Below are 21,351 nucleotides of genomic sequence, written 5' to 3'. Positions count from 1 at the left end.
TTCGCAGTTCCATGAAGCACCTTTCGTCGTTAAATAAATATTTCTGGAAGTACCGGTGGAGACTGATCCTGGGCATTCTGTTTATCCTTATCTCGAACTATTTCAGTATCCTGGCGCCACAGATCACCGGCTTTGTGATCGATGCAGTGGAAAAGCAGCTGCCTGGTTATTCTCCCCGTAAGAGCATACACGCATATGATCCGCTGGTTAAATCGATCGTAAGCTTTACAAACGATGTAAACTTTTCCAGCCTCGTTATCCTCTGCGGGGTTACCCTGCTGCTGCTTGCCATCCTTCGCGGCTTTTTTATGTTCCTGATGAGGCAGACGATCATTGTGATGAGCAGGCATATTGAATTCGACCAGAAGAATGAGATCTATGCCCATTACCAGCAGCTTGACCTGGGCTTTTATAAACGCAACAGCACGGGCGACCTCATGAACCGGATCACGGAAGATGTGAGCCGCGTGAGAATGTATGTGGGCCCCGCGGTCATGTACTTGATTAACCTGGCATTCACGATAGGCTTCAGTGTGTTCTATATGTTCAGGACCAACCCCAAACTTACGCTGCTTGTACTTTCGCCGCTGCCGCTGCTTGCACTCACCATCTACCTGGTAAATACCATCATCCACCGCAGGAGCGAACGGATTCAGAGGTTGTTGTCGGAACTGACCACAACAGCACAGGAATCGTATTCGGGTATACGCGTGATCAAGTCATTCGTGCAGGAAAAAGCACAGCAGAAATATTTTGCGGAAAACAGTGAGGACTACCGGGCGAATGCTATTGGTCTCGCCAAAGTGGAAGCAATTTATTTTCCATCCATGGCATTGATGATCGGACTGAGTACACTGATTACCATTCTCGTAGGCGGTATCTATGCCATGCAACCGGGAAGCGGCGTCACTACCGGTACACTTGCAGAGTTCGTAATGTATATCAACATCCTGACGTTCCCGGTGAGTGCAATCGGGTGGACAGCCAGCATGATCCAGCGGGCCGCAGCTTCACAGAAGCGGATAAACGAATTCCTGGAACTGAAGCCCGATATCCGCCAGCCGCAGGCGGCACTAACCTCGCCGATCAGTGGAAATATTGATTTCAATCAAGTAAATTTCACTTATGCGCAAACAGGCATCAAGGCGGTTTCTGACTTCAGTCTCTCTGTCAGGCAGGGAGAGAAGATAGCGATCATCGGTCGCACCGGCAGTGGTAAAACGACACTTGCACAATTGCTGTTGCGGATGTTTGACCCGGACTCAGGAACGATAGAAATCGATGGAACAGACATCCGGAAATTCAACCTGCAGCACCTGCGCAGCAAAGTGAGTTATGTACCGCAGGATGTATTTCTTTTCAGTGATACGATCCGTAATAATATCGGCTTCGGGCTCGACGACTTTTCATCGCAGGATGTGGTGAAAGCCGCCATGGCAGCGAGTGTGGACAGGGAGATCGAAGGCTTCAGCAACAAGTATGAAACGATAATAGGAGAGAGAGGCGTTACACTGAGCGGCGGCCAGAAACAACGCATCAGTATAGCCAGGGCACTGGTAAAAGATCCGGGAATAATCATCTTTGATGACTGCCTGAGCGCAGTGGATGCAAAGACAGAAAAGCAGATCATTGGTAACCTGTATACTTACCTGCAGGACAAGACAGCAATCATCATCACGCACAGGATCTTCTCACTGTTCGCTTTCGACAGGATCATTGTGATGGATGACGGCAAAATAACGGAGATGGGCACCCATGAAGAGTTGATTCGCGTCAAGGGATATTATAATTACTTATATGAACACCAGCAGGAAGAGCCGGAAGAGAGCGAATAATAAGAAAAAGTATAGGGAAAACACTTTTCCTGTATAAAAGTTTTGTAAAAGTTTTGCAAATTCACAAACAACCCCTTTATTTGCTTCTACATAATTAAACAGCAAAAACACAACAACGGTGGCGTACGAGAATAACGACAAAAAGATGGAGAGCGTTTACAGCAAGCGCATCAGAGCAGGGAAAAGAAGAACATATTTTTTTGATGTAAGAGCGACCCGTAGCAATGATTACTATCTGACCATTACAGAAAGCCGTAAGAAGTTTGATGACAATGGTTATGACAGGCACAAGATCTTCCTGTACAAAGAAGACTTCAACAAGTTTCTGAAAGCGCTCACAGAAGCAGTTGATTATGTAAAGACTGACCTCATGCCGGATTTTGATTTTGATGCATATAACCACGACAACATTGAAGAAGGTGGGGAAGTGATCGAAAGCCTGGAAAGGAACGCAGCAGTTGTAGCTGTTGCCGCCGCCCCGATCGTAGATACTGCAGTTGAACCTGCTGCAGGAAACGACGAAGAAGTTGACAAGTGGTAAGAACCAACCAATTGCTTATTCAAAGTGGTCCCATCCGGGACCATTTTTTTTTGCGGTACTTCATAAGTTTCAACACAGGTTCGCATGACAGTTACATTATATATGCCTGTGAAAGCAGCATGTTTAACTGTAATTGCGGGAAACATTATCCGACCTGGAATGTCCGCAGGATGCAGGTTTTTGCCTTCATTTTGACTTTTGACTTTTGAATTTTCGCGTAATATGACTTTCCTATGACTTTGCTAACTATTTTTGTGCAAATTTTTAAACTGTAGCTCCGTATGAAATGGTCTGACTTCTTCACCTCATCGGTTGGCAAGAAATTCGTAATGGGTCTTACCGGTTTGTTCCTGATCAGTTTCCTTATTATTCATGTGGGTGTAAATGCATGCATGTTTGCAGACCTGTCGATTTTCAATCCGGCGGATGATGGTACCATGTTCAACATCGCCGCACATTTCATGGGTTCGATGGTAGTTATCCGTCTCCTGGAATATGTGCTGTTCCTCGGCATCATTCTTCACATCGTGCAGGGTTATGTGCTTGAAGCAAAAAACCGTGGCAGCCGCTCGGTAGGTTATGATGTGAAAATGGGTAACCGTGGCAGTAAGTGGTACAGCAGGTCTATGGGGCTGCTTGGAACACTCATCCTACTGTTCCTCGTTATTCACCTCGCGCATTTCTGGGTGAAGGCACGCTTCACTGAATCACTTGAACCCGTTTCTTACCGTGGTGTTGAAATGCATAACATGTTCAAGGAAATGCTGATCGTCTTCAAAGAACCACTGGTTGTGGTCATTTATGTGCTTGGCTGTATTTCACTTGCTTACCACCTTGCACACGGCTTCCAGAGCGCCTTCCGCTCAATCGGTGTGCACAACAAAAAATACAACCTGATGCTGACAAGCCTGGGTTACGGTTTCACGATTATCGTTACACTGTTGTTTATTCTCATGCCAATCGCCGTTTATTTTGACTGGGTAGGATATCATAATTAAGTTACTTCTCCGTTCATTCAGCGATTAATACCAAACAAAACCTGTCTAATTTTCGAAATATGCTCAACTCAAAAATTCCCGCAGGCCCGCTCGATCAGAAATGGACCGAATTCAAGGGGCACTGTAAACTGGTGAACCCTGCGAATAAGAGAAAGCTGGAAGTGATTATTGTAGGAACAGGACTGGCAGGCGCGTCGGCGGCCTCGTCACTCGGTGAGTTAGGTTACAAAGTAAAAGCATTCTGTTTCCAGGATTCCCCGCGCCGTGCCCACAGCATTGCCGCACAGGGAGGAATCAATGCAGCAAAGAACTACCAGAACGACGGTGACTCTGTCTTCCGTCTTTTCTATGATACTATTAAAGGAGGCGACTATCGCGCAAGGGAAGCCAACGTGCACCGCCTTGCTGAAGTAAGTGCCAATATTATTGACCAGTGCGTTGCACAGGGTGTTCCGTTTGCACGCGAGTACGGCGGACTGCTCAGCAACAGGTCATTCGGTGGAACACAGGTACAGCGTACCTTCTACGCCGCAGGCCAGACCGGGCAACAGCTCCTGATCGGTGCTTACCAGTCGCTCGAGCGCCAGGTAGCCCTCGGAAACGTGACCATGTACAACCGCCACGAAATGCTCGACGTGGTAGTGATCGACGGAAAAGCAAGAGGCATCATTGTACGGAACCTGGTAACTGGTAAACTCGAAAGACATTTCGGTCATGCCGTACTGTTATGTTCCGGCGGATATGGAAACGTGTTTTATCTCAGTACGAATGCAATGGGCTGTAACGTAACAGCAGCCTGGAAAGCACACCGCAAGGGTGCCTACTTTGCGAACCCCTGTTTCACACAGATCCACCCGACATGTATCCCCGTTAGCGGTGATCACCAGAGCAAGCTGACCCTGATGTCGGAATCATTAAGGAACGACGGCCGGATCTGGGTTCCGAAGAAGCAGAACGATAACCGCAAACCTTCAGATATTCCTGAAACAGAAAGGGACTATTACCTCGAAAGAAGATACCCCGCGTTTGGTAACCTCGTACCCCGTGACGTGGCGAGCCGTGCAGCGAAAGAGCGTTGTGATGCAGGTTATGGTGTGGGAACCTCGAAGCAGGCGGTATACCTCGATTATGCAGATGCGATCCAGCGTTACGGTGAAATTGAAGTTAGTAAAAGGAACCTGCAGGATCACTCAGCGGAAACCATCACCCGCCTCGGAAAGGAAGTAGTGAAAGAGAAATACGGTAACCTCTTCGATATGTATGAGAAGATCACCGGTGAGAACCCATATGAATTGCCGATGCGTATTTACCCTGCGGTACACTATACCATGGGTGGACTGTGGGTCGACTATGAACTTATGACAACGGTACCCGGACTTTATTGTATGGGAGAGGCGAACTTCTCTGATCACGGTGCCAACAGGCTGGGAGCTTCTGCGCTGATGCAGGGACTTGCCGACGGCTACTTCGTGATACCGTATACTATTGGTAACTACCTCGCAGATGAGATCAGGACGAACGCTATCCCAACGAATCACCCCGCGTTCGATGAAGCTGAAAAGTCAGTGTCTGACACCATCAGCAGGCTCATGAACATCAAGGGCAAACAGACCGTCGAAAGCTTCCATAAAAGACTCGGCAAGATCATGTGGGACAAATGCGGGATGGCCCGTAATGCCCAGGGACTGCAGCAGGCGATCCAGGAGATCCGTGAACTGAAAAAAGAGTTCTGGTCAGACGTCCGCATTCCGGGTGCTATAAACGAAATGAACCCGGAGCTTGACAAAGCCAACCGTGTAGCGGATTTCATCGAACTCGGTGAACTGATGTGCCTTGATGCACTTAACCGGAATGAAAGCTGTGGAGGTCACTTCCGCGAGGAAAGCCAGACAGAAGAAGGCGAAGCAAAACGTGACGATGCCGAATATTCATATGTATCTGCATGGGAATTGAAGAGTGAGCACGAATGGCAGTTGCATAAGGAAGATCTCGTATTTGAAGTAGCTAAACCTTCTCAACGCAGTTATAAATAAGCAAGGGACGAATAAGAAATTATAAAAAAACCGGAGTATGGAACATTATACTATGAGCCTCACCCTGAAGGTGTGGAAGCAACAGAATAGCCAGGATAAAGGCCGTTTTGAGACCTACCAGGTGAAGGATATCTCCTCTGAAATGTCATTCCTGGAAATGTTCGATGTACTGAATGAACAACTGATCAGGGAAGGGAAAGATCCCATTGCGTTTGACCACGATTGCCGTGAAGGTATCTGTGGCACATGCTCCATGTATATTGATGGCCGTCCTCACGGTCCATGGCATGCGAATACTACCTGCCAGCTGCACATGCGCGCTTATAAAGATGGCGACACCATCGTGGTGGAACCCTGGCGTGCAAATGCATTCCCCGTTATTAAGGACCTGGTGGTAGATCGCTCTGCTTTTGACCGGATCATCCAGGCGGGTGGCTACATTTCCGTAAATACCGGTAATGCCGTTGACGCCAACGCGCTGCCGGTTGATAAGGATAAAGCGGATGCATCCTTTGCCGCCGCAGCCTGTATCGGTTGCGGAGCCTGCGTTGCAGCCTGCAAGAACAGCTCTGCGCTGTTGTTCGTGGGTGCCAAGGTATCGCACCTGGCCCTGCTGCCACAGGGTGATCCTGAACGGAAGAACCGCGTACTGAATATGGTTGCGCAGATGGACCGGGAAGGATTTGGTGCCTGTACTGCGACCGGAGCCTGTGAAGCTGTTTGTCCAAAGGAAATTTCCCTCAGCAATATCTCCCGCCTGAACAAAGAATATCTTGCGGCAGGACTGGAGAAATAAACGCTAAAAGCGATACCAGGAATACTGTATTGAAAAAGGCCGTCAATTCTGACGGCCTCAATTTTTTAAACTAGCTGAAAGGACAGGGCCTGTTACACGACTTTTTCTTTTCTACCTTCTTCTCAATCTTCTTTTCAGGTAAGCTCTTCTTTGAATTGGTTCTCATACTGGCAAATCCTACTCCAGCAATAGTTGCTAACAAAATTCCGCCAATGACTACCTTTTTCATAGTAGAAGTTTTTCATATCTAAAAGTTACGATAAATACCTATTTAAGAAATTCTTAAAGTTTTATCACCTTTCGGGGTGCTGTTTACCCGGGGAATAAAGGCCTAAACTTGAAACTTATTCGTACTTTTGCGCCTCCAAAAAGTTACTCGAATATGATTTCTGTAAATAATGTGACACTGTCTTTTGGTAAGCGTGTGCTGTTTGACGAGGTGAACCTCAACTTTACCAAGGGCAACTGTTATGGCGTGATCGGTGCAAATGGTGCGGGCAAGTCGACTTTCCTGAAGATCCTTTCAGGTGAAATTGAACCATCGAAGGGTTCTGTAAACATTACCCCCGGCGAACGGATGGCAGTGTTGAAGCAGAACCACTTTGCGTTCGATGAGATTTCCGTGCTTAATACCGTGCTGATGGGCCACCAGAAAATGTGGCAGGTGATGCAGGAGCGTGATGCTATTTATGCCAAGGCTGACTTTACGGAAGAAGACGGCATGCGTGCCGGTGAACTGGAAGGCGAATTCGGCGAAATGGGTGGATATACAGCGGAAAGTGATGCCGGCAGTATGCTTATCGAACTGGGTGTACCTGAGCAGTTCCATTCCAGTCTCATGAAAGACATCCCGGGTAACCTGAAAGTGCGGGTGCTTCTTGCGCAGGCGATCTTCGGTAACCCAGATATCCTGCTGCTCGATGAACCGACCAACGGACTTGATATTGAAACCATCAGCTGGCTGGAAAATTTCCTTGCCGACTATGAAAATATCGTACTGGTAGTTTCCCACGACCGTCACTTCCTGGATGCGGTTTGTACCCATGTTGCCGACGTAGACCGCCAGAAGATCAAGATCTTTACCGGTAACTATACATTCTGGTATGAGAGCTCGCAGCTGATGAGCCGCCAGATCAACGACAAGAACAAGAAAACGGAAGAGAAGCGTGCTGCCCTGATGGAGTTCATTGCCCGATTCAGTGCAAACGCCTCTAAGTCGAAGCAGGCCACCAGCCGGAAGAAGGCCCTCGAAAAACTTACGATTGAAGAGATCGAGCCATCGACCAGGCGCTATCCGGGTATTATATTCCAGCCCCAGCGCGAAGTGGGTAACCAGATCCTGAATATAGAAAAGCTTGCTTCATCTGTTGATGGCCGTGTGCTGTTCGACAAAGTGAACTTCAGTGTGAATAAAGGCGATAAGATCGCTTTCCTCAGCAAGGATCCGCTTGCCGTTACCAATTTCTTTGAGATCATCACCGGTAACAGGAAAGCTGATAAAGGCCAGTTCGAATGGGGTACAACCATTACAAGTGCCTACCTGCCGTTGGAAAACAATGAATTCTTTACACAGGGACTGAACCTGCTCGACTGGCTGCGCCAGTTCGTACCTGCAAATGTTACAGATGCAGACGAGCCTTTCCTGCGTGGCTTCCTGGGTAAGATGTTGTTCAGTGGTGATGACATTATGAAGAAAACGAATGTGCTCAGTGGTGGAGAGAAAGTGCGTTGCATGATCAGCCGGATGATGTTGCAGAATCCGAACCTGGTGATGCTCGACCAGCCAACCAACCACCTCGACCTCGAAAGTATCCAGAGCTTCAACGAAGGTTGCCAGAATTTCCCCGGAATCGTGCTCCTGACCTCGCATGACCATACGTTCATGCAGACAGTAGCCAACAGGGTGATTGAACTGACACCGAACGGCATTATCGACAGGCTCATAACCTTCGACGAATACCTGGAAGATGGCAGGGTTAAGCAATTACGCGAAGAACTCTACGGCGAAAAAGTATTGGCTTAATCGCCATGTAGCATAGAATTATTTCAGCCGGAAGCTGAGTCCAAACTGGAATCCGGCGAAATAGTTCCCGAACCTGCCTGAAAAGTAGGTGGTAACATTATCACGGGTGAAATGAAATGTCTGGTAAAAATACCGCGGCCTCAGGTAGCGGTATTCTTCTGTATGGGAGACCAGCCGGTTGATCCCGGTTCCCCAGCCAAGCTGGAAGCCGAGTCGCACCTTAGGGTTTGATGGCCGGAATACCCATTCTGTGAACCCACCGAGAGTCGCAGGCCATTCACCCTTGTCTACGAATGTTACTATACTGTCCGGCATCATTTCCCTGAATTGCATGTAATCCCCAAACTCCCTTGATACGGAACCTTCCACTCCGAAGATCCGCCATTCATGCCTGCTTCCCATGGGCACAACAAATGCAAAACCGCCGTTCAACCCGGCCGCACCTGTATACTTTATGCCCGACGCGTTGTTGATTTTCGGGATATCCACATAGTAAGGCAACTCGCCTTCAGATTCGCGGATCGGCCGCACTTCATAAGTGCCGGCACTGAACTGTGCACCAATGAATCCCTGCACGTTATTGGCGATCTTCATGCTGTAATGCCATTTGGCCTGGCCCACAAAAACATAGTCTGTAAGCTGGTCATTTGCACCTGCAAAATTTGCACTCATAGTCAGGTAGTGCGTATTCCGGGAGGAATCGCTGATCATGGGCATTGCGTGGTAACTGTTCTGGATATTCGGGTAGGGGCTTCTATAATAGAATTCGCGGGAGCAACCGGTAGTTATAATGAAAAAGCATAATGCAATAAGGCTGTATTGCAATTTTCTCGTAAGCATATTGCATTGACAGTGGTTTTAGCAGCATCGCTGCACTAATCGAATGGGCAATAAATACTAATTTTAACCGCTTATTAGGAAACCTGGCCGTTTGGGAAAATTACTGTTGATATGTGTTCTGGTCGTATTGTGCACGGGAATCGTGAGCGGGCAGGTTGCGGAACCGGTTTCCGGAAAATATCCCGTTTCCAATCTTCGTTCCCGCTACCTTAAAGTGCTTCCCGGCAAAACGACGCTGGACAGTTTGAGTCTTGTCCCTGGTTCCATGCATATGCCCGGGATTGCCGATAGCACATACGAGGTTGACTGGCTGAATGGAACTTTGACATGGTTTAGTGTTCCGCCGCTCGATTCAGTCAGGGTCACTTACAGGGTCTTCAGTATGAAGCTGAATGCACGGCGTCAACAGATGAACTTCGATAGCCTGCTGAACAGGGCCGTGAGCCAGCATACCATCCAGGCTTTGACAAACACGGTCAGCGAGCCTGATTTTTTCAACTTCGGCAACATCACGTATAACGGAAGTTTCGGCAGGGGAATCTCATTCGGGAATGCGCAGGATGCAGTGGTCAGTTCAAACCTTAACCTGCAGATCAGCGGTTACCTGGCTGACAGCATTGAAATTGCAGCAGCTATAACGGATAATAACATCCCTGTTCAACCGGATGGAACAACACAGCAGCTCAACGAATTTGACCGCATCTTCCTCCAGTTTAAAAAGAAAGGCTGGCAACTGAGCCTCGGCGATATCGATATCCGGCAGAACCGGAATTACTTCCTGAATTTCTATAAACGACTCCAGGGCGGAGCATTTGAAAACACTTCACAGATCTCACCAGGCATTCTCAACAGGACGCTTGTGAGCGGCTCAATTGCAAAGGGGAAATTCACGCGGAACATCTTCAACGGCATTGAAGGTAACCAGGGCCCATACCGGCTCACAGGCGCAAACAATGAACTGTATTTCGTGGTGCTGGCCGGTACCGAAAGAGTGTACATTGATGGAGAACTGTTACAGCGGGGGGAAGACATGGATTATGTCATCAACTACAATACTGCTGAAATAACGTTTACCCCCAGGCGAATGATCAATAAGGATAGAAGGATCCAGGTGGAATTCGAATATGCCGACAGGAACTATCTCAACACCAACCTGTACCTGTCAAATGAAACAGATTTCGGTAAACGTTTCAGGTTTCGCATGGGAGTGTTTTCAAACAATGATGCAAAGAATTCGCCGATCAACCAGAGCCTTGACGCAAAGCAGAAACAATTCCTGGGCCTCATCGGCGATAGCGTTCAGAAAGCATTCTATCCTGTCGCAAGTATCGATTCCTTTTCTGCAGATAAGATCCTGTACATGAAGATCCCGAATCCTGTTGACCCTGCTGCTGATTCCATCTATGTATATTCTACAAACCCGGACAGTGCCAGGTACAATCTTTCATTTATAGATGTGGGAGACGGGAATGGTAATTATATTCCTGACCTGAATGCAGCAAACGGTAAAGTGTATAAATGGATAGAACCGCTTAATGGCCGTCCGCAGGGGCGTTATGAAGCCGCGACATTTCTTGTTACACCCAAGCGGCAACAGGTGCTGACCTTCGGGGGCGATTATTTTATTTCGGGTAAGACAAGTATAAGTGCAGACATAGGAATGAGTAACTACGACATCAACTCATTTTCGCACCGGAATAAAGGCAATGACCGTGGATTTGCAGGAAGGGTGCAGGCTAAACACATAGAAAAGATCAGCAGCAAATTAAAGATCCAGGGCGATGGATCTCTCGAGTGGGTAGAACATACTTTCCGGCCAGTGGAAAGGCTCAGGAATGTCGAGTTTACCCGTGACTGGGGACTTCCCCTTGTGGTACAACCTGCAGATGAAACCATTTATACAGCAGGCCTGGAACTGGCTGATGAAAAAGAAAACCGGTTACGGTACCAGGTTACGGGATATAACAGGAATGACAACTTCAACGGGATCCGGAACAGCCTCTCGCACCAGCAGGCTGTGAGTGGCTGGAAATTCAATAACATTATCAGCATTACCAAATCCTCGAGCCTTGCAGACAAAGGCAATTTTTTCAGGCCCTCGATCGACATTGCCAAAACACTTCCTTCATTACGTAATTACACGCTTGGCTTCAATTATGCACTCGAACATAATGAAGCGAGGAACAAGGCGACAGACACGCTGACACCCTACAGTTTCTCTTTCGATGTAGTTAAGTTTTACCTTAAATCGGATGAAGAGAAAACGAATAAATGGTCGGTAAGTTATTATACGCGGAGCGACCAGGTGCCGATGGGAAAGAGCCTCGTGAGGACAGACCGCAGCCAGAACTTTACGGCAACGGCTGAGCTGATGTCGAATGAAGCACACCAGGTCAGGTTGAATGCCACTTACCGGACTTTGCAGGTATACCAGAAAACAGCTCTTAACACCGGGTCGGATAAAAGCCTCCTGGGCCGGATTGAATATATGATCAATGAATGGAATGGTGCAGTTACCGGTAACCTGCTTTATGAACTGGGTTCAGGACAGGAGCAGAAAAGGGATTTTGCCTTCCTTGAGGTGCCGGCAGGACAGGGAGAATATACCTGGTTCGATTACAACAATGATGGCGTTCAGCAGCTCAATGAATTCGAAATTGCCCTGTTCCAGGACCAGGCAAAATTCATCCGCATTTTTACCCCGACAAACGAATTTGTTAAGGCGGCCTATAACAGCTTTAATTACAGTCTTGGCTTCAACCCGCGATCGCTCTTCGACCAGGCGACAGTAAAGGGTATGCGTAAGTTTATTTCGCGGATAAACCTGCAGTCGTCGCTCCAGTTGTTCAAAAAGGAAATTTCAGACGGCATGGCCCAGTTCAATCCTTTCAGTGATGCGCTGAACGACAGCTCGCTGATCAGTCTTGCCAATATCTGGGTGAACAGCGTATCATTCAATAAGTTCAGTCCCAAATGGGGTTTTGATGTAAGTAATGCCCGGAATAAAGGCAAGGTGCTGCTGACATATGGACTGGAAAGCCGTTTGCTAACGGAATGGACTATGCGTACGAGGTGGAACATGAGTCGCAGGATAACACTTGAGCTGGTGGGAAGGGATGGTTCAAATGGATTGGTCTCAGGCAATGAAAAATTTGAGAATAAAAATTACCAGGTTGAGCAATATTCACTTGAACCGAGGCTGACCTTTACCCGCGGTGCCACCTTCCGCATTATCGGTTCATATAAGTACAGCAACAAGGAAAACACGCAGGGTGCTAAAGAAAAATACAGTTCAAACGCCTTTGCCGCAGATGCAAAATATAATATCCTGCAAAGTGCATCTGTGCAGGGTAAGTTCACTTATAGTGCGATCCGGTTCCCTTATGAAACAAATAATACGGTGAGTTATATCATGCTTGATGGATTGAGACCGGGAAAAAACCTGTTGTGGTCACTTGACCTCACAAAGCGCCTCGGTAAAAACCTTGAAGTGAATATCCAGTATGAAGGCAGGAAACCCGGCGAGACAAGGGTGATTCACGTGGGGCGTGCGGCACTGCGGGCGATATTGTAATGCGGCGGGCATTAAACGAAATTCCTTTACTTTGCAGCACCAAATTTTGACGTAAAATTAAAACCTGTATGAAAAATCTATTCTTATCAGTTCTTTTGGTTTGTGGAATGCTGGGAACAGCCTTTGCGCAGAGTGATTATAAAAGTGCAATAGGTGGCAGCATTAGATCCGGGTACCATGAAGTTGTTTCAGGATCATTCAAAACATTCATAACAGACGCTGGCGCGCTCGAATTCAACCTTGGCGGAAGAGGAAAGAAGTATGGCGATTTCGATTGGGTCACCGTTGCATTCTCTGCAACCTACCAGCATCACTTCGACATTAAGCCTGTTCCCGGCCTGCGCTGGTACGTTGGCGGTGGATTGATGATGTACAATTCATTCTCTGACGACGACGCCTACAAAGGATTCGGTATGGGCATCTATCCGACCGGTGGTATTGACTACAAGTTCGCCAACATCCCGCTGAACCTGTCGGCAGATATCCGTCCGACCATTTCTGTTGTTGATCCATATGACAGTCATGAACACGGTTACGACTACCGTACATTCAATGGTGACAACTTCGGGATCTCAGTTAGATACACCTTCTGATAACCATTATTTGAATGAATTAAGAAAGCCACTTCGTTATGAAGTGGCTTTCTCTTTTAACAGTGCTTTCACGATCTCGTTAATCGCGACCAGGTGATGGTCATCATGTTCGGCATCGAAAAAGGCGAGGTCTACAGGCGTCATCATAACCTTTAACCTGGGATGAAGTGAAGCCATTTGCAATTGCTCCTCTGTAAGCTTTTCGTAATGCGAAAGGTTCTCCTTCCTTATCCTGTCGAAGTGATCAAGTACCTCCTGCAAAGCCCAGGTGGAATAATCCTTCGGCTCAAATACTGCAGGTGAAAGTTCCGGTTTGCCCGAAACCATTTCAACTATCCTTTTGGAAGCAACCTGGTCAACTTCTGCCAGGTGGCCGATATGTTGTTTAACTGACCACTTACCATTGTATTTCTCAGACAGGATACTATCGTCAATTCCATCCAGCTTTGCCCTCATCCTGGTGCTGGTACCAGCAAGCCGTTCCAGGTAGAAGGGGAGCATAGCATTGGGAAGTCCAAAGGTGAAATTTCGGTCGAACCATTTTAGAAGAGTCATGAGTCGGTTTTAGAATGGAAAGTTAGGATACAGTACAATAAAAAAGCCATCCCGACTGGAATGGCTTTTTTATAAGAAGTTGTGTTCGATTAACCAAACAGACCACCTTTCTTAAGTTCACGTGTACCTTCACCAATTTTGAAACCATTGTGGTAGATTTCAATCTTGTAGTTACCACGCTGGAAGTTTTCTCCTGGCTTCCATGCGAACTCAACCGGAGTCTTTTTGCCTGTTTCGATCTTTACAGGAACTTTTGCAGTGAAAGGCCTGTCACCTTCTTCACGGGTAGTGAAAGTGCCTGAACCCAGAGTTTCCTGTGAAACCGGCTTACCATCAGGACCAGTTACCAGAACATATACGTCTGACTGACCTGCAGGAGCAATACGGTTGTCAACATCGAAAGAGATAACGAGTTTGTCTACACGCTTAGCAGTAGAAGTTACCTTCTCTTTGCCGCCTTTTTTCTCGTTGATAGGAGTGATGGCGATGTTGTAAGCGTTCAATGTAGAAGCTACATCCACTTTCTGCTCGAGCTCTACTTTTTGGGAAGTTGTAGTTGCGAGATCAGAAGTAAGCTGGGTTGTTTTTGTCTTTTCAGAAGTCAGGTCTGTGTTCAGCTGCTGGTTTTCTGTAGTCAGACGGGCTACTTCCTGCTCCAGGTTAGCAACCTTTTCATTCATTTGTGCAATGAGTTCTTTAGCGCGCTTCAGTTCTGCTGCAGTAGCATTACGCTTATTGAGGATGCTGCGGATTTCTGATTTCAGCTTGGTAATTTCACTGTTCTTTTCGCTGAGTTTACCTTCCAGTGCGTTGTTGTTTCCGGTTACGGAATCCAGGCGGGCCAGTGAAGCATCGAAATTGCGCTGCAATTCAGTTTTCTCATCTGTTACCTGGGCAATAGTAGCTTCTTTCTGCTGGATGGTTTGTTCGTTTTTATTGTTGTTCCACAATAAATAACCCCATGTACCAAGAAGGCCAGCGGCCAGTAATGCGATAATCAGGCCTTTGTAGTCCTTTTTAGGCTCCTGTGAAGGGGTTGCTGAAGGATAATTTGAAGTACTCATTCGTATTTGTTTTTCTGAATTTAGAAATGGTTTGATCAGTTTTTATGTTGATTTTGATTCCCCGTATTGATGCCCATTCTAAAACCGTGCCAAAAAAAATCTCCTTTTCCTACAAACACTGTCTCAGCCAGTTACGCGGCAGGTAGTCGCTAATTTCCAACTTTTTTCGCAGCTTTCAAGTATTATTGCAGCCCATAAACTGAATCATGTCCGTAGAACAAATACTGGCCGACTGGAAGCAGAAAAAATTCAAACCGGTATACTGGCTGGAAGGGGAGGAAGACTATTACATCGATAAATTGATGAAAGAAGCAGAAAGAAACCTGCTGACAGAAGCCGAGGCAGGATTCAATCTAACGGTGTTCTATGGACGCGAAGCCAACTGGGCAGATGTAGTGAATGCCTGCATGCGTTACCCCATGTTTGCCGAGCGGCAGGTGGTGCTGCTCAAAGAGGCCCAGCAGATGAAGGAGCTGGACAAACTCGAAGGATATATCTCCAATCCCCTCAAATCAACTGTTTTTGTCGTAGGTCACAAGGAAAAGAAGGTTGACGGCCGCAGCAAGCTGGCCAAAATGCTGAAAGACAAGACCGAGTTGCTGCAGACGAAAAAAATGTACGACAACCAGTTGCCGGGGTGGACCGAAAAACTTATTTCTTCCAAAGGCTACCAGGTTAACCAGAAGGCGCTGATGCTGCTTGTCGACCATATCGGAAATGACCTCAGCAGGATCGATAACGAGATTGACAAACTGCTGCTGAACCTGGGCTCACGGAAAACTATAACCGAAGACGATATTGAACAGTTTGTCGGCGTCAGCAAGGAGTTCAACGTCTTCGAATTACAGGACGCCATTGCAAAAAAGGACCTGGCAAAAGCTATCCGGATCATCAACTATTTCGGGGGTAATCCCAAGGCCGGGCCCATCCAGATGGTGCTGCCTGCGTTGTATAACTTTTTCAGTAAGGTCTTCCAGGTATTCGGCGTACCGTCACGCGATGAAAAGGCTGTCGCTTCTTCATTAGGTGTTTCCCCGTTCTTTGTGAAAGATTATCTCGCTGCCGCCCAGCGTTTCGACTACGAGGGCATTGAAAGGATCCTGTTGTTATTGCATGAATACAACCTCAAATCAGTTGGCGTGAATGATGCAGGTACCGAAGATGCCTCATTGATGAAAGAAATGGTGGCTAAGATGTTTTAGCGAGGAAAGACTGGCTTGCTTCCCGGTCGAGTGCCAGTTGTTTTTTCAGGGCATCAAGTCCATCGAATTTCTTCTCTTCCCGCAGTCTTTTGTGCAATGTCACCTGCAGGCTTTCCCCGTAAATATCCTCATCAAAATTGAAGATGTTCACTTCGATGACCCGGTTGAGGCCGTCGACAGTTGGCCGCACCCCGATATTCATCATTCCATTGAGATGTTGCCTCAGCTCAGTGGTCTGGTTAAGCCTTTGTACAGTAACCGCATAAACACCGTTGGCAGGAATGAGTTTTTCGTTATCAGTCAGTTGCAGGTTGGCTGTGGGAAACCCCAGTGTTCTTCCGAGCTGGTTTCCTTTGACCACAATGCCTTCAAAAAAATAATCGTATCCCAGCAGGTTGGCTGCAAGTTCGGAATCGCCCTGCAGCAGCGCCTGGCGGATCCGGGTGGAACTGATGGTTGATTCCTCCAGCAATTTGCCCGGGATCTCTACAAGCTGGAAGGCATGTTTCTCCGCATATGCTTCCAGCAGGTGAAAATCACCTTCCCGGTTATGGCCGAACCGGTGGTCGTAACCAATTATGATCGTATGCGGGTTAAAGTGCCTGATCAGGAAGGATTCGACATAGTCCTGCGGCGACTGGGCAGCAAACTCCTGGTTAAAAGGCACCACAATAAGATGGTCGATTCCCGCCGCCCGCAACAGGTGGATCTTTTCCGGAAGGCTGGTCAACAGCTGCACTGGTTGTGCTTCATTCCCCACGATCCGGCGGGGGTGCGGGTGAAAGGTAATAATTACCGTTTCGCCGTTGACGCGGGTCGCGACTTCCTTCAGCTGGCCTATGATACTACAGTGGCCCAGGTGAACACCGTCGAATGTACCGATAGTAATGACAGCGTTCCGGAATATCGGAAGGTCTTTGATATTTCTGTGAACTTGCATTCGAAGGGAGCAAAGCTAATTGAAAGTAGGAGATTTTGAATTTTGGGTTTTCATTCTCACCTTCGCAGTTCGAAATCAACAACATGAGTCTTTATTCGCAAAGGGGTGTTTCTGCTCAGAAGGAAGAGGTACATAAAGCAACGGAAAAGCTTGACCAGGGACTATTTCCCTTTGCATTCTGCAAAATTTACCCGGATTTCCTGGGTGCTGATGCAGAATGGGTAAATCTCATGCATGCCGACGGGGCCGGAACAAAAAGCATCCTGGCCTACCTCTACTGGAAGGAAACCGGTGATATTTCGGTATGGAAAGGCATCGCGCAGGACGCGATCGTGATGAATATCGATGACCTGCTTTGCGTGGGGATCAACGACAATCTCCTTTTTTCATCCACCATCGACCGTAACAAGAGGCTGATCCCGGGGGAAGTCCTGGAAGCCATAATTTCCGGGACCCAGGAGTTTTTTGACGAAATGAAGGGCTACGGGGTGAATATCCACTACCTCGGCGGGGAAACCGCCGATGTGGGCGACGTGGTACGGACGATCGCGGTGAATGGCACCATGACCGCCCGCTGGCCAAAGAACAGGCTGGTGACCAATGACCGGATCAGTGCGGGCGACGTGATCGTTGGTTTTGCCAGTTCCGGGAAAGCCAGCTACGAAAACACTTATAACAGCGGGATCGGCAGCAATGGCCTCACCAGCGCCCGCCACGATGCACTGCATAAAAGTTACGGATCAGGGTTCCCGGAGTCTTTCGATACCGGGCTTAACGACCAGGTAGTATATATTGGTCCCAATAAGATGACCGACACCATCGACGTGGAAGGCTTTGGCCGGACCGACATCGGTCACCTGCTGCTGAGCCCGACCCGGACCTACGCCCCGCTGATGAAACAACTGTTGAGCGGCTTTTTTGAGGAGATCCATGGCCTGGTTCATTGCAGCGGTGGTGGACAGACGAAATGCATGAAGTACCTGCCCGGAAACTTCCGGATCACCAAGGATAACCTTTTCGCGCCCCCGGTAGTATTCAATCTTTTACAGCAGGCATCCGGGTCCGACTGGCGTGAAATGTACCAGGTGTTTAATATGGGTCATCGCCTGGAAGTGTTTACCACGGAGGCAGCGGCTGAAAAGATGATCCTGGCCGGAAAAGCGCTCGGACTTGAAGGGAGGGTTGTCGGCAGGGTAGAGGCCGCAGACAAAAAGGAACTATTTTTGCATGCTCCTGATGGTGAGGTGATCACCTACAGCTAATGGTTTCCATATAATAATTATCTATTAAAAGCAGATAATTATCCACATAAGCTATGAAGTCTGTATTTTCGTGATTACTTTTGCAGACAGTTCTGGACCATTTTCGCCTTCTTTTAACCTTCACCGTTGCAACTTCCGGCGAACCGTATGCGTCATTAGAGCGTTATTCATTAAATTAACAGACAGGCATGAGGCAGCTTAAAATTGCTACACAGATTACCAACCGCGACTCCCAGGCGGTAGAAAAGTACCTACAGGAAATTTCCAAAATTTCAATGATCACTCCGGAAGAGGAGACCACACTGGCCCAGCGGATCAAAATGGGCGACCAGCGTGCGCTTGACAAACTTGTTCAGGCCAACCTCCGTTTCGTGGTGTCCGTGGCCAAGCAATACCAGCACCAGGGTCTTTCACTCAGTGACCTTATCAATGAAGGTAACCTGGGTCTGATCAAAGCTGCCCAGCGTTTCGATGAAACAAAGGGTTTCAAATTCATTTCATACGCTGTATGGTGGATTCGTCAGTCGATCCTCCAGGCATTGGCTGAGCAGGGCCGTCTCGTTCGTCTGCCCCAGAATAAGATCGGAACATATAATAAGGCCAACAAGGCTTATATGGCATTCGAGCAGGAGCATGAGCGTGAGCCATCAACTGAAGAGCTGGCTGAGATCCTCGAAATGAGCGAAACTGAGATCAACAATATTTTCCAGAGCAATACCCGCCATACCTCCCTTGACGCCCCGGTTCACGAGGCAGAAGACGTGGCAATGGGCGACCTGCTGGAAGGAAGCGACGATACCGACGAAGACGTTATGCAGGATTCACTCCGTAACGAAATCCGCCGGGTGCTTAAATCCCTGAGTCCCCGCGAAGCCGAAATTGTGAACGCATATTTCGGACTCGACGGTGAAAACGGGGTAACCATCGAGCAGATCGGTCAGAAATACGATCTTACCAAAGAACGTATCCGCCAGATCAAGGAAAGGGCGATCAAACGCCTCCAGAAAGCCCGTTACAGCAACGCGCTGAAAGCATATTTAGGATAATGATACCGGTTATATAGTTTAATGACACGTCCCGCTGCCTGCAGCGGGATTTGTTTTATAACCATTTGGCCGGTACCTTGTTATAGTTCAAAACCTGACGCCTGAAAATGATGCGGAGATCCATTCTCGCGGTAACAGCCGCCATCTTTCTTAGTGCCTGCGAAAAGAAAATTGACTTTGATCTGGATGAGCAGGAACCCAAGCTTGTGGTGGAAGGAGTTATCGAAGCAGGCCAGGTACCGGTATTCATCCTGAGTAACAGCCTCGATTATTTCAGTGAGATAAGCCCGGAGATCCTCGCTGGCTCGTTTGTCCGCGGTGCCGACATCCGGGTGTCAAATGGCGTCACTACTCATAAACTCAAGGAATATTCCGTGCCCTCACCGGCAGGGGAACTTTATTATTATTCCGTTGATTCGGCTGACCTCGCCACTGCCTTTGCCGGTGAGGAAGGAAAATCTTACCAGGTGACGATAGAGTCGGCAGGGAAAACATATAACAGTTCCACTACCATTCCTTTCCTCACGAAAACCATAGATTCCCTCTGGTGGAAGCCATCACCCAACAATCCGGATACTTCGCTTGTCATTATGATGGCCCGGGTCACTGACCCGCCCGGATTCGGAAACTATATCCGTTTTTTCAATTCCACCAACGGTGGTCCGTTTAACCCCGGCTTCAACTCGGTGTTCGATGACCAGGTTGTAGATGGCACTACCTATGATATTGAAGTGGAGAAAGGTGTTGACAGGAACGAGGAAATTGATTTCGAAACCTACTCTTTCTTTACCAGGGGCGATTCTGTTGTAATGAAATTCACCAATATCGATAAGGTTACTTTCGATTTCTGGCGGACCATGGAATACAACTATTCCAGCATCGGAAGTCCATTTTCCTCACCTACAAAGGTGCTTGGCAATATCTCGAATGGTGCCCTGGGATATTTCGGCGGTTATGCGGTCCAGTATACCACACTGGTTATCCCCAAATAATCCCGATTTGCATAACCGAAAGCTTACAGCATATAAAAACGATTTGTATAACCACTATTTTTGATGGTTCTATCAGTAAAAGATTTTATGTATGGCAAATAGTTCAGCAGAGCACGTTCATTGTTTGATTATAGGTTCAGGACCTGCAGGGTATACAGCCGCGATATATGCGGCCAGGGCTGCGTTGAAACCTGTACTTTACCAGGGTATCCAGCCGGGTGGTCAGCTTACCATAACGACCGAAGTAGAAAACTATCCCGGTTATGCAGACGGCATCCAGGGACCTGAAATGATGATCGATTTTGAAAAACAGGCCGTGAGGATGGGCGCAGATATCCGGTTCGGGCTCGCCACAAAAGTGGATTTTTCGGAACGTCCTTTCAAAGTTTGGATTGATGAAGAAAAAGAGATCAGGGCAGATTCGGTGATCATTGCAACAGGTGCCTCTGCAAAATGGCTGGGCATTGAAAGTGAGCAACGCCTGAACGGCTTCGGCGTTAGTGCGTGCGCAGTTTGCGACGGATTCTTTTTCCGCGGTAAGGAAGTGGCAATTGTTGGTGCGGGTGACACGGCATGTGAGGAAGCAGTATATCTCTCCAAGCTTGCTACCAAAGTTCACATGATCGTGAGGAAGGGTGAGGACGGAATGAAAGCATCGAAAGTGATGCAGGACCGGGTTAAAGCAACTTCGAATATCCAGGTGTACTATCACAGTGAAACAGAGGAAATAGTTGGTGACCAGAAGGTAACTGCGGTACGCATCCGCAACAACCAGGATAATTCCATAACCGAAATACCGGTGAACGGATTTTTTGTAGCCATCGGGCATCAGCCAAATTCTGATATTTTCAAAGGCTGGCTGACCATGGATGAAGCCGGTTATATCCAGACCGTTCCAGGTACTTCAAAGACCAATGTGGAAGGTGTATTTGCTTCCGGCGATGTGCAGGATAAGATCTATCGCCAGGCCGTAACAGCTGCCGGCAGTGGTTGTATGGCAGCCCTGGACGCAGAACGGTTTTTATCAGCCAATGCTGTTTAATGCCAATGTTCTGAT

18 protein-coding genes are annotated in these 21,351 nt (G+C 47.8%); 13 read left to right on the top strand and 5 right to left on the bottom strand.

Annotated elements, in window-relative coordinates; translation table 11 throughout:
* Positions 1–11 precede the first annotated feature (11 nt).
* The 5 genes from OI18_RS08615 to OI18_RS08590 all read left to right on the top strand — a co-directional run bounded on the left by OI18_RS08615 (position 12) and on the right by OI18_RS08590 (position 6,203).
* Positions 12–1,835 (top strand): ABC transporter ATP-binding protein, encoded by a 1,824-nt coding sequence (locus tag OI18_RS08615; RefSeq protein WP_039139010.1) that lies wholly within the window; start codon positions 12–14, stop codon positions 1,833–1,835.
* Positions 1,836–1,953: 118 nt separating this feature from the next.
* Positions 1,954–2,376: a DUF3276 family protein gene (locus tag OI18_RS08610; protein ID WP_072038980.1), complete on the top strand. Its 423-nt coding sequence runs from the start codon at positions 1,954–1,956 to the stop codon at positions 2,374–2,376.
* A gap of 281 nt (positions 2,377–2,657) precedes the next feature.
* A complete protein-coding gene (locus tag OI18_RS08600) occupies positions 2,658–3,374 on the top strand; it encodes a succinate dehydrogenase cytochrome b subunit (RefSeq protein WP_039139004.1) in 717 nt (238 codons plus the stop codon).
* Positions 3,375–3,433: 59 nt separating this feature from the next.
* Positions 3,434–5,407, top strand: a complete 1,974-nt coding sequence (locus OI18_RS08595) for a fumarate reductase/succinate dehydrogenase flavoprotein subunit (protein ID WP_039139003.1) — start codon at positions 3,434–3,436, stop codon at positions 5,405–5,407.
* 37 nt (positions 5,408–5,444) lie between these two features.
* Positions 5,445–6,203 (top strand): succinate dehydrogenase/fumarate reductase iron-sulfur subunit, encoded by a 759-nt coding sequence (locus tag OI18_RS08590; RefSeq protein WP_039139002.1) that lies wholly within the window; start codon positions 5,445–5,447, stop codon positions 6,201–6,203.
* Between the two features lie 70 nt (positions 6,204–6,273).
* Here the strand turns inward: OI18_RS08590 and OI18_RS24660 are convergent, their stop codons facing one another.
* Complete coding sequence (locus OI18_RS24660) at positions 6,274–6,432, bottom strand: hypothetical protein (RefSeq protein WP_160290206.1); 159 nt, start codon at positions 6,430–6,432, stop codon at positions 6,274–6,276.
* Positions 6,433–6,585: 153 nt separating this feature from the next.
* Here OI18_RS24660 and OI18_RS08585 point away from each other — a divergent pair, with 153 nt between their 5' ends.
* A complete protein-coding gene (locus tag OI18_RS08585) occupies positions 6,586–8,226 on the top strand; it encodes an ABC-F family ATP-binding cassette domain-containing protein (RefSeq protein ID WP_039139001.1) in 1,641 nt (546 codons plus the stop codon).
* 18 nt (positions 8,227–8,244) lie between these two features.
* Here OI18_RS08585 and OI18_RS08580 read toward each other — a convergent pair whose 3' ends face one another.
* On the bottom strand, positions 8,245–9,066 hold the full coding sequence (locus OI18_RS08580; protein ID WP_039139000.1) for a hypothetical protein: 822 nt from the start codon (positions 9,064–9,066) through the stop codon (positions 8,245–8,247).
* Positions 9,067–9,157: 91 nt separating this feature from the next.
* On the opposite strand from OI18_RS08580, the gene OI18_RS08575 reads away from it, so the two are divergent.
* The gene (locus OI18_RS08575; RefSeq protein ID WP_039138998.1) at positions 9,158–12,640 is read left to right on the top strand and encodes a hypothetical protein; all 3,483 of its coding nucleotides are present in this window, start codon (positions 9,158–9,160) and stop codon (positions 12,638–12,640) included.
* 68 nt (positions 12,641–12,708) lie between these two features.
* Complete coding sequence (locus tag OI18_RS08570) at positions 12,709–13,233, top strand: hypothetical protein (protein ID WP_039138997.1); 525 nt, start codon at positions 12,709–12,711, stop codon at positions 13,231–13,233.
* 36 nt (positions 13,234–13,269) lie between these two features.
* Here OI18_RS08570 and OI18_RS08565 read toward each other — a convergent pair whose 3' ends face one another.
* Entirely contained in the window at positions 13,270–13,788 is a 519-nt protein-coding gene (locus tag OI18_RS08565; protein WP_082037895.1) for a DinB family protein, read from the bottom strand.
* Positions 13,789–13,877: 89 nt separating this feature from the next.
* A complete protein-coding gene (locus tag OI18_RS08560; protein ID WP_039138994.1) occupies positions 13,878–14,852 on the bottom strand; it encodes a hypothetical protein in 975 nt (324 codons plus the stop codon).
* Between the two features lie 206 nt (positions 14,853–15,058).
* Between OI18_RS08560 and holA the strand changes: the two genes are divergently transcribed.
* The gene (gene holA, locus OI18_RS08555) at positions 15,059–16,054 is read left to right on the top strand and encodes a DNA polymerase III subunit delta (protein ID WP_039138992.1); all 996 of its coding nucleotides are present in this window, start codon (positions 15,059–15,061) and stop codon (positions 16,052–16,054) included.
* On the opposite strand, the gene OI18_RS08550 is transcribed toward holA, so the two are convergent.
* Positions 16,041–16,994, bottom strand: a complete 954-nt coding sequence (locus tag OI18_RS08550; protein WP_039138989.1) for a bifunctional riboflavin kinase/FAD synthetase — start codon at positions 16,992–16,994, stop codon at positions 16,041–16,043. The two genes, holA and OI18_RS08550, sit on opposite strands and share 14 nt — an antisense overlap.
* 83 nt (positions 16,995–17,077) lie before the next feature.
* On the opposite strand from OI18_RS08550, the gene OI18_RS08545 reads away from it, so the two are divergent.
* The 4 genes from OI18_RS08545 to trxB all read left to right on the top strand — a co-directional run bounded on the left by OI18_RS08545 (position 17,078) and on the right by trxB (position 21,336).
* Complete coding sequence (locus OI18_RS08545) at positions 17,078–18,256, top strand: AIR synthase related protein (RefSeq protein WP_039139267.1); 1,179 nt, start codon at positions 17,078–17,080, stop codon at positions 18,254–18,256.
* A gap of 188 nt (positions 18,257–18,444) precedes the next feature.
* On the top strand, positions 18,445–19,302 hold the full coding sequence (locus OI18_RS08540; RefSeq protein ID WP_039132713.1) for a sigma-70 family RNA polymerase sigma factor: 858 nt from the start codon (positions 18,445–18,447) through the stop codon (positions 19,300–19,302).
* A gap of 107 nt (positions 19,303–19,409) precedes the next feature.
* Complete coding sequence (locus OI18_RS08535; RefSeq protein ID WP_240312740.1) at positions 19,410–20,294, top strand: DUF4249 domain-containing protein; 885 nt, start codon at positions 19,410–19,412, stop codon at positions 20,292–20,294.
* A gap of 91 nt (positions 20,295–20,385) precedes the next feature.
* A complete protein-coding gene (gene trxB, locus OI18_RS08530; RefSeq protein WP_039138986.1) occupies positions 20,386–21,336 on the top strand; it encodes a thioredoxin-disulfide reductase in 951 nt (316 codons plus the stop codon).
* The last annotated feature ends 15 nt before the right edge of the window (positions 21,337–21,351 follow it).

Source organism: Flavihumibacter solisilvae (assembly GCF_000814475.1).
Lineage (GTDB): Bacteria > Bacteroidota > Bacteroidia > Chitinophagales > Chitinophagaceae > Flavihumibacter > Flavihumibacter solisilvae.
The sequence above is the reverse complement of the archived record's forward strand: the minus strand, read 5'-3'. Positions and strand labels throughout refer to the sequence as shown.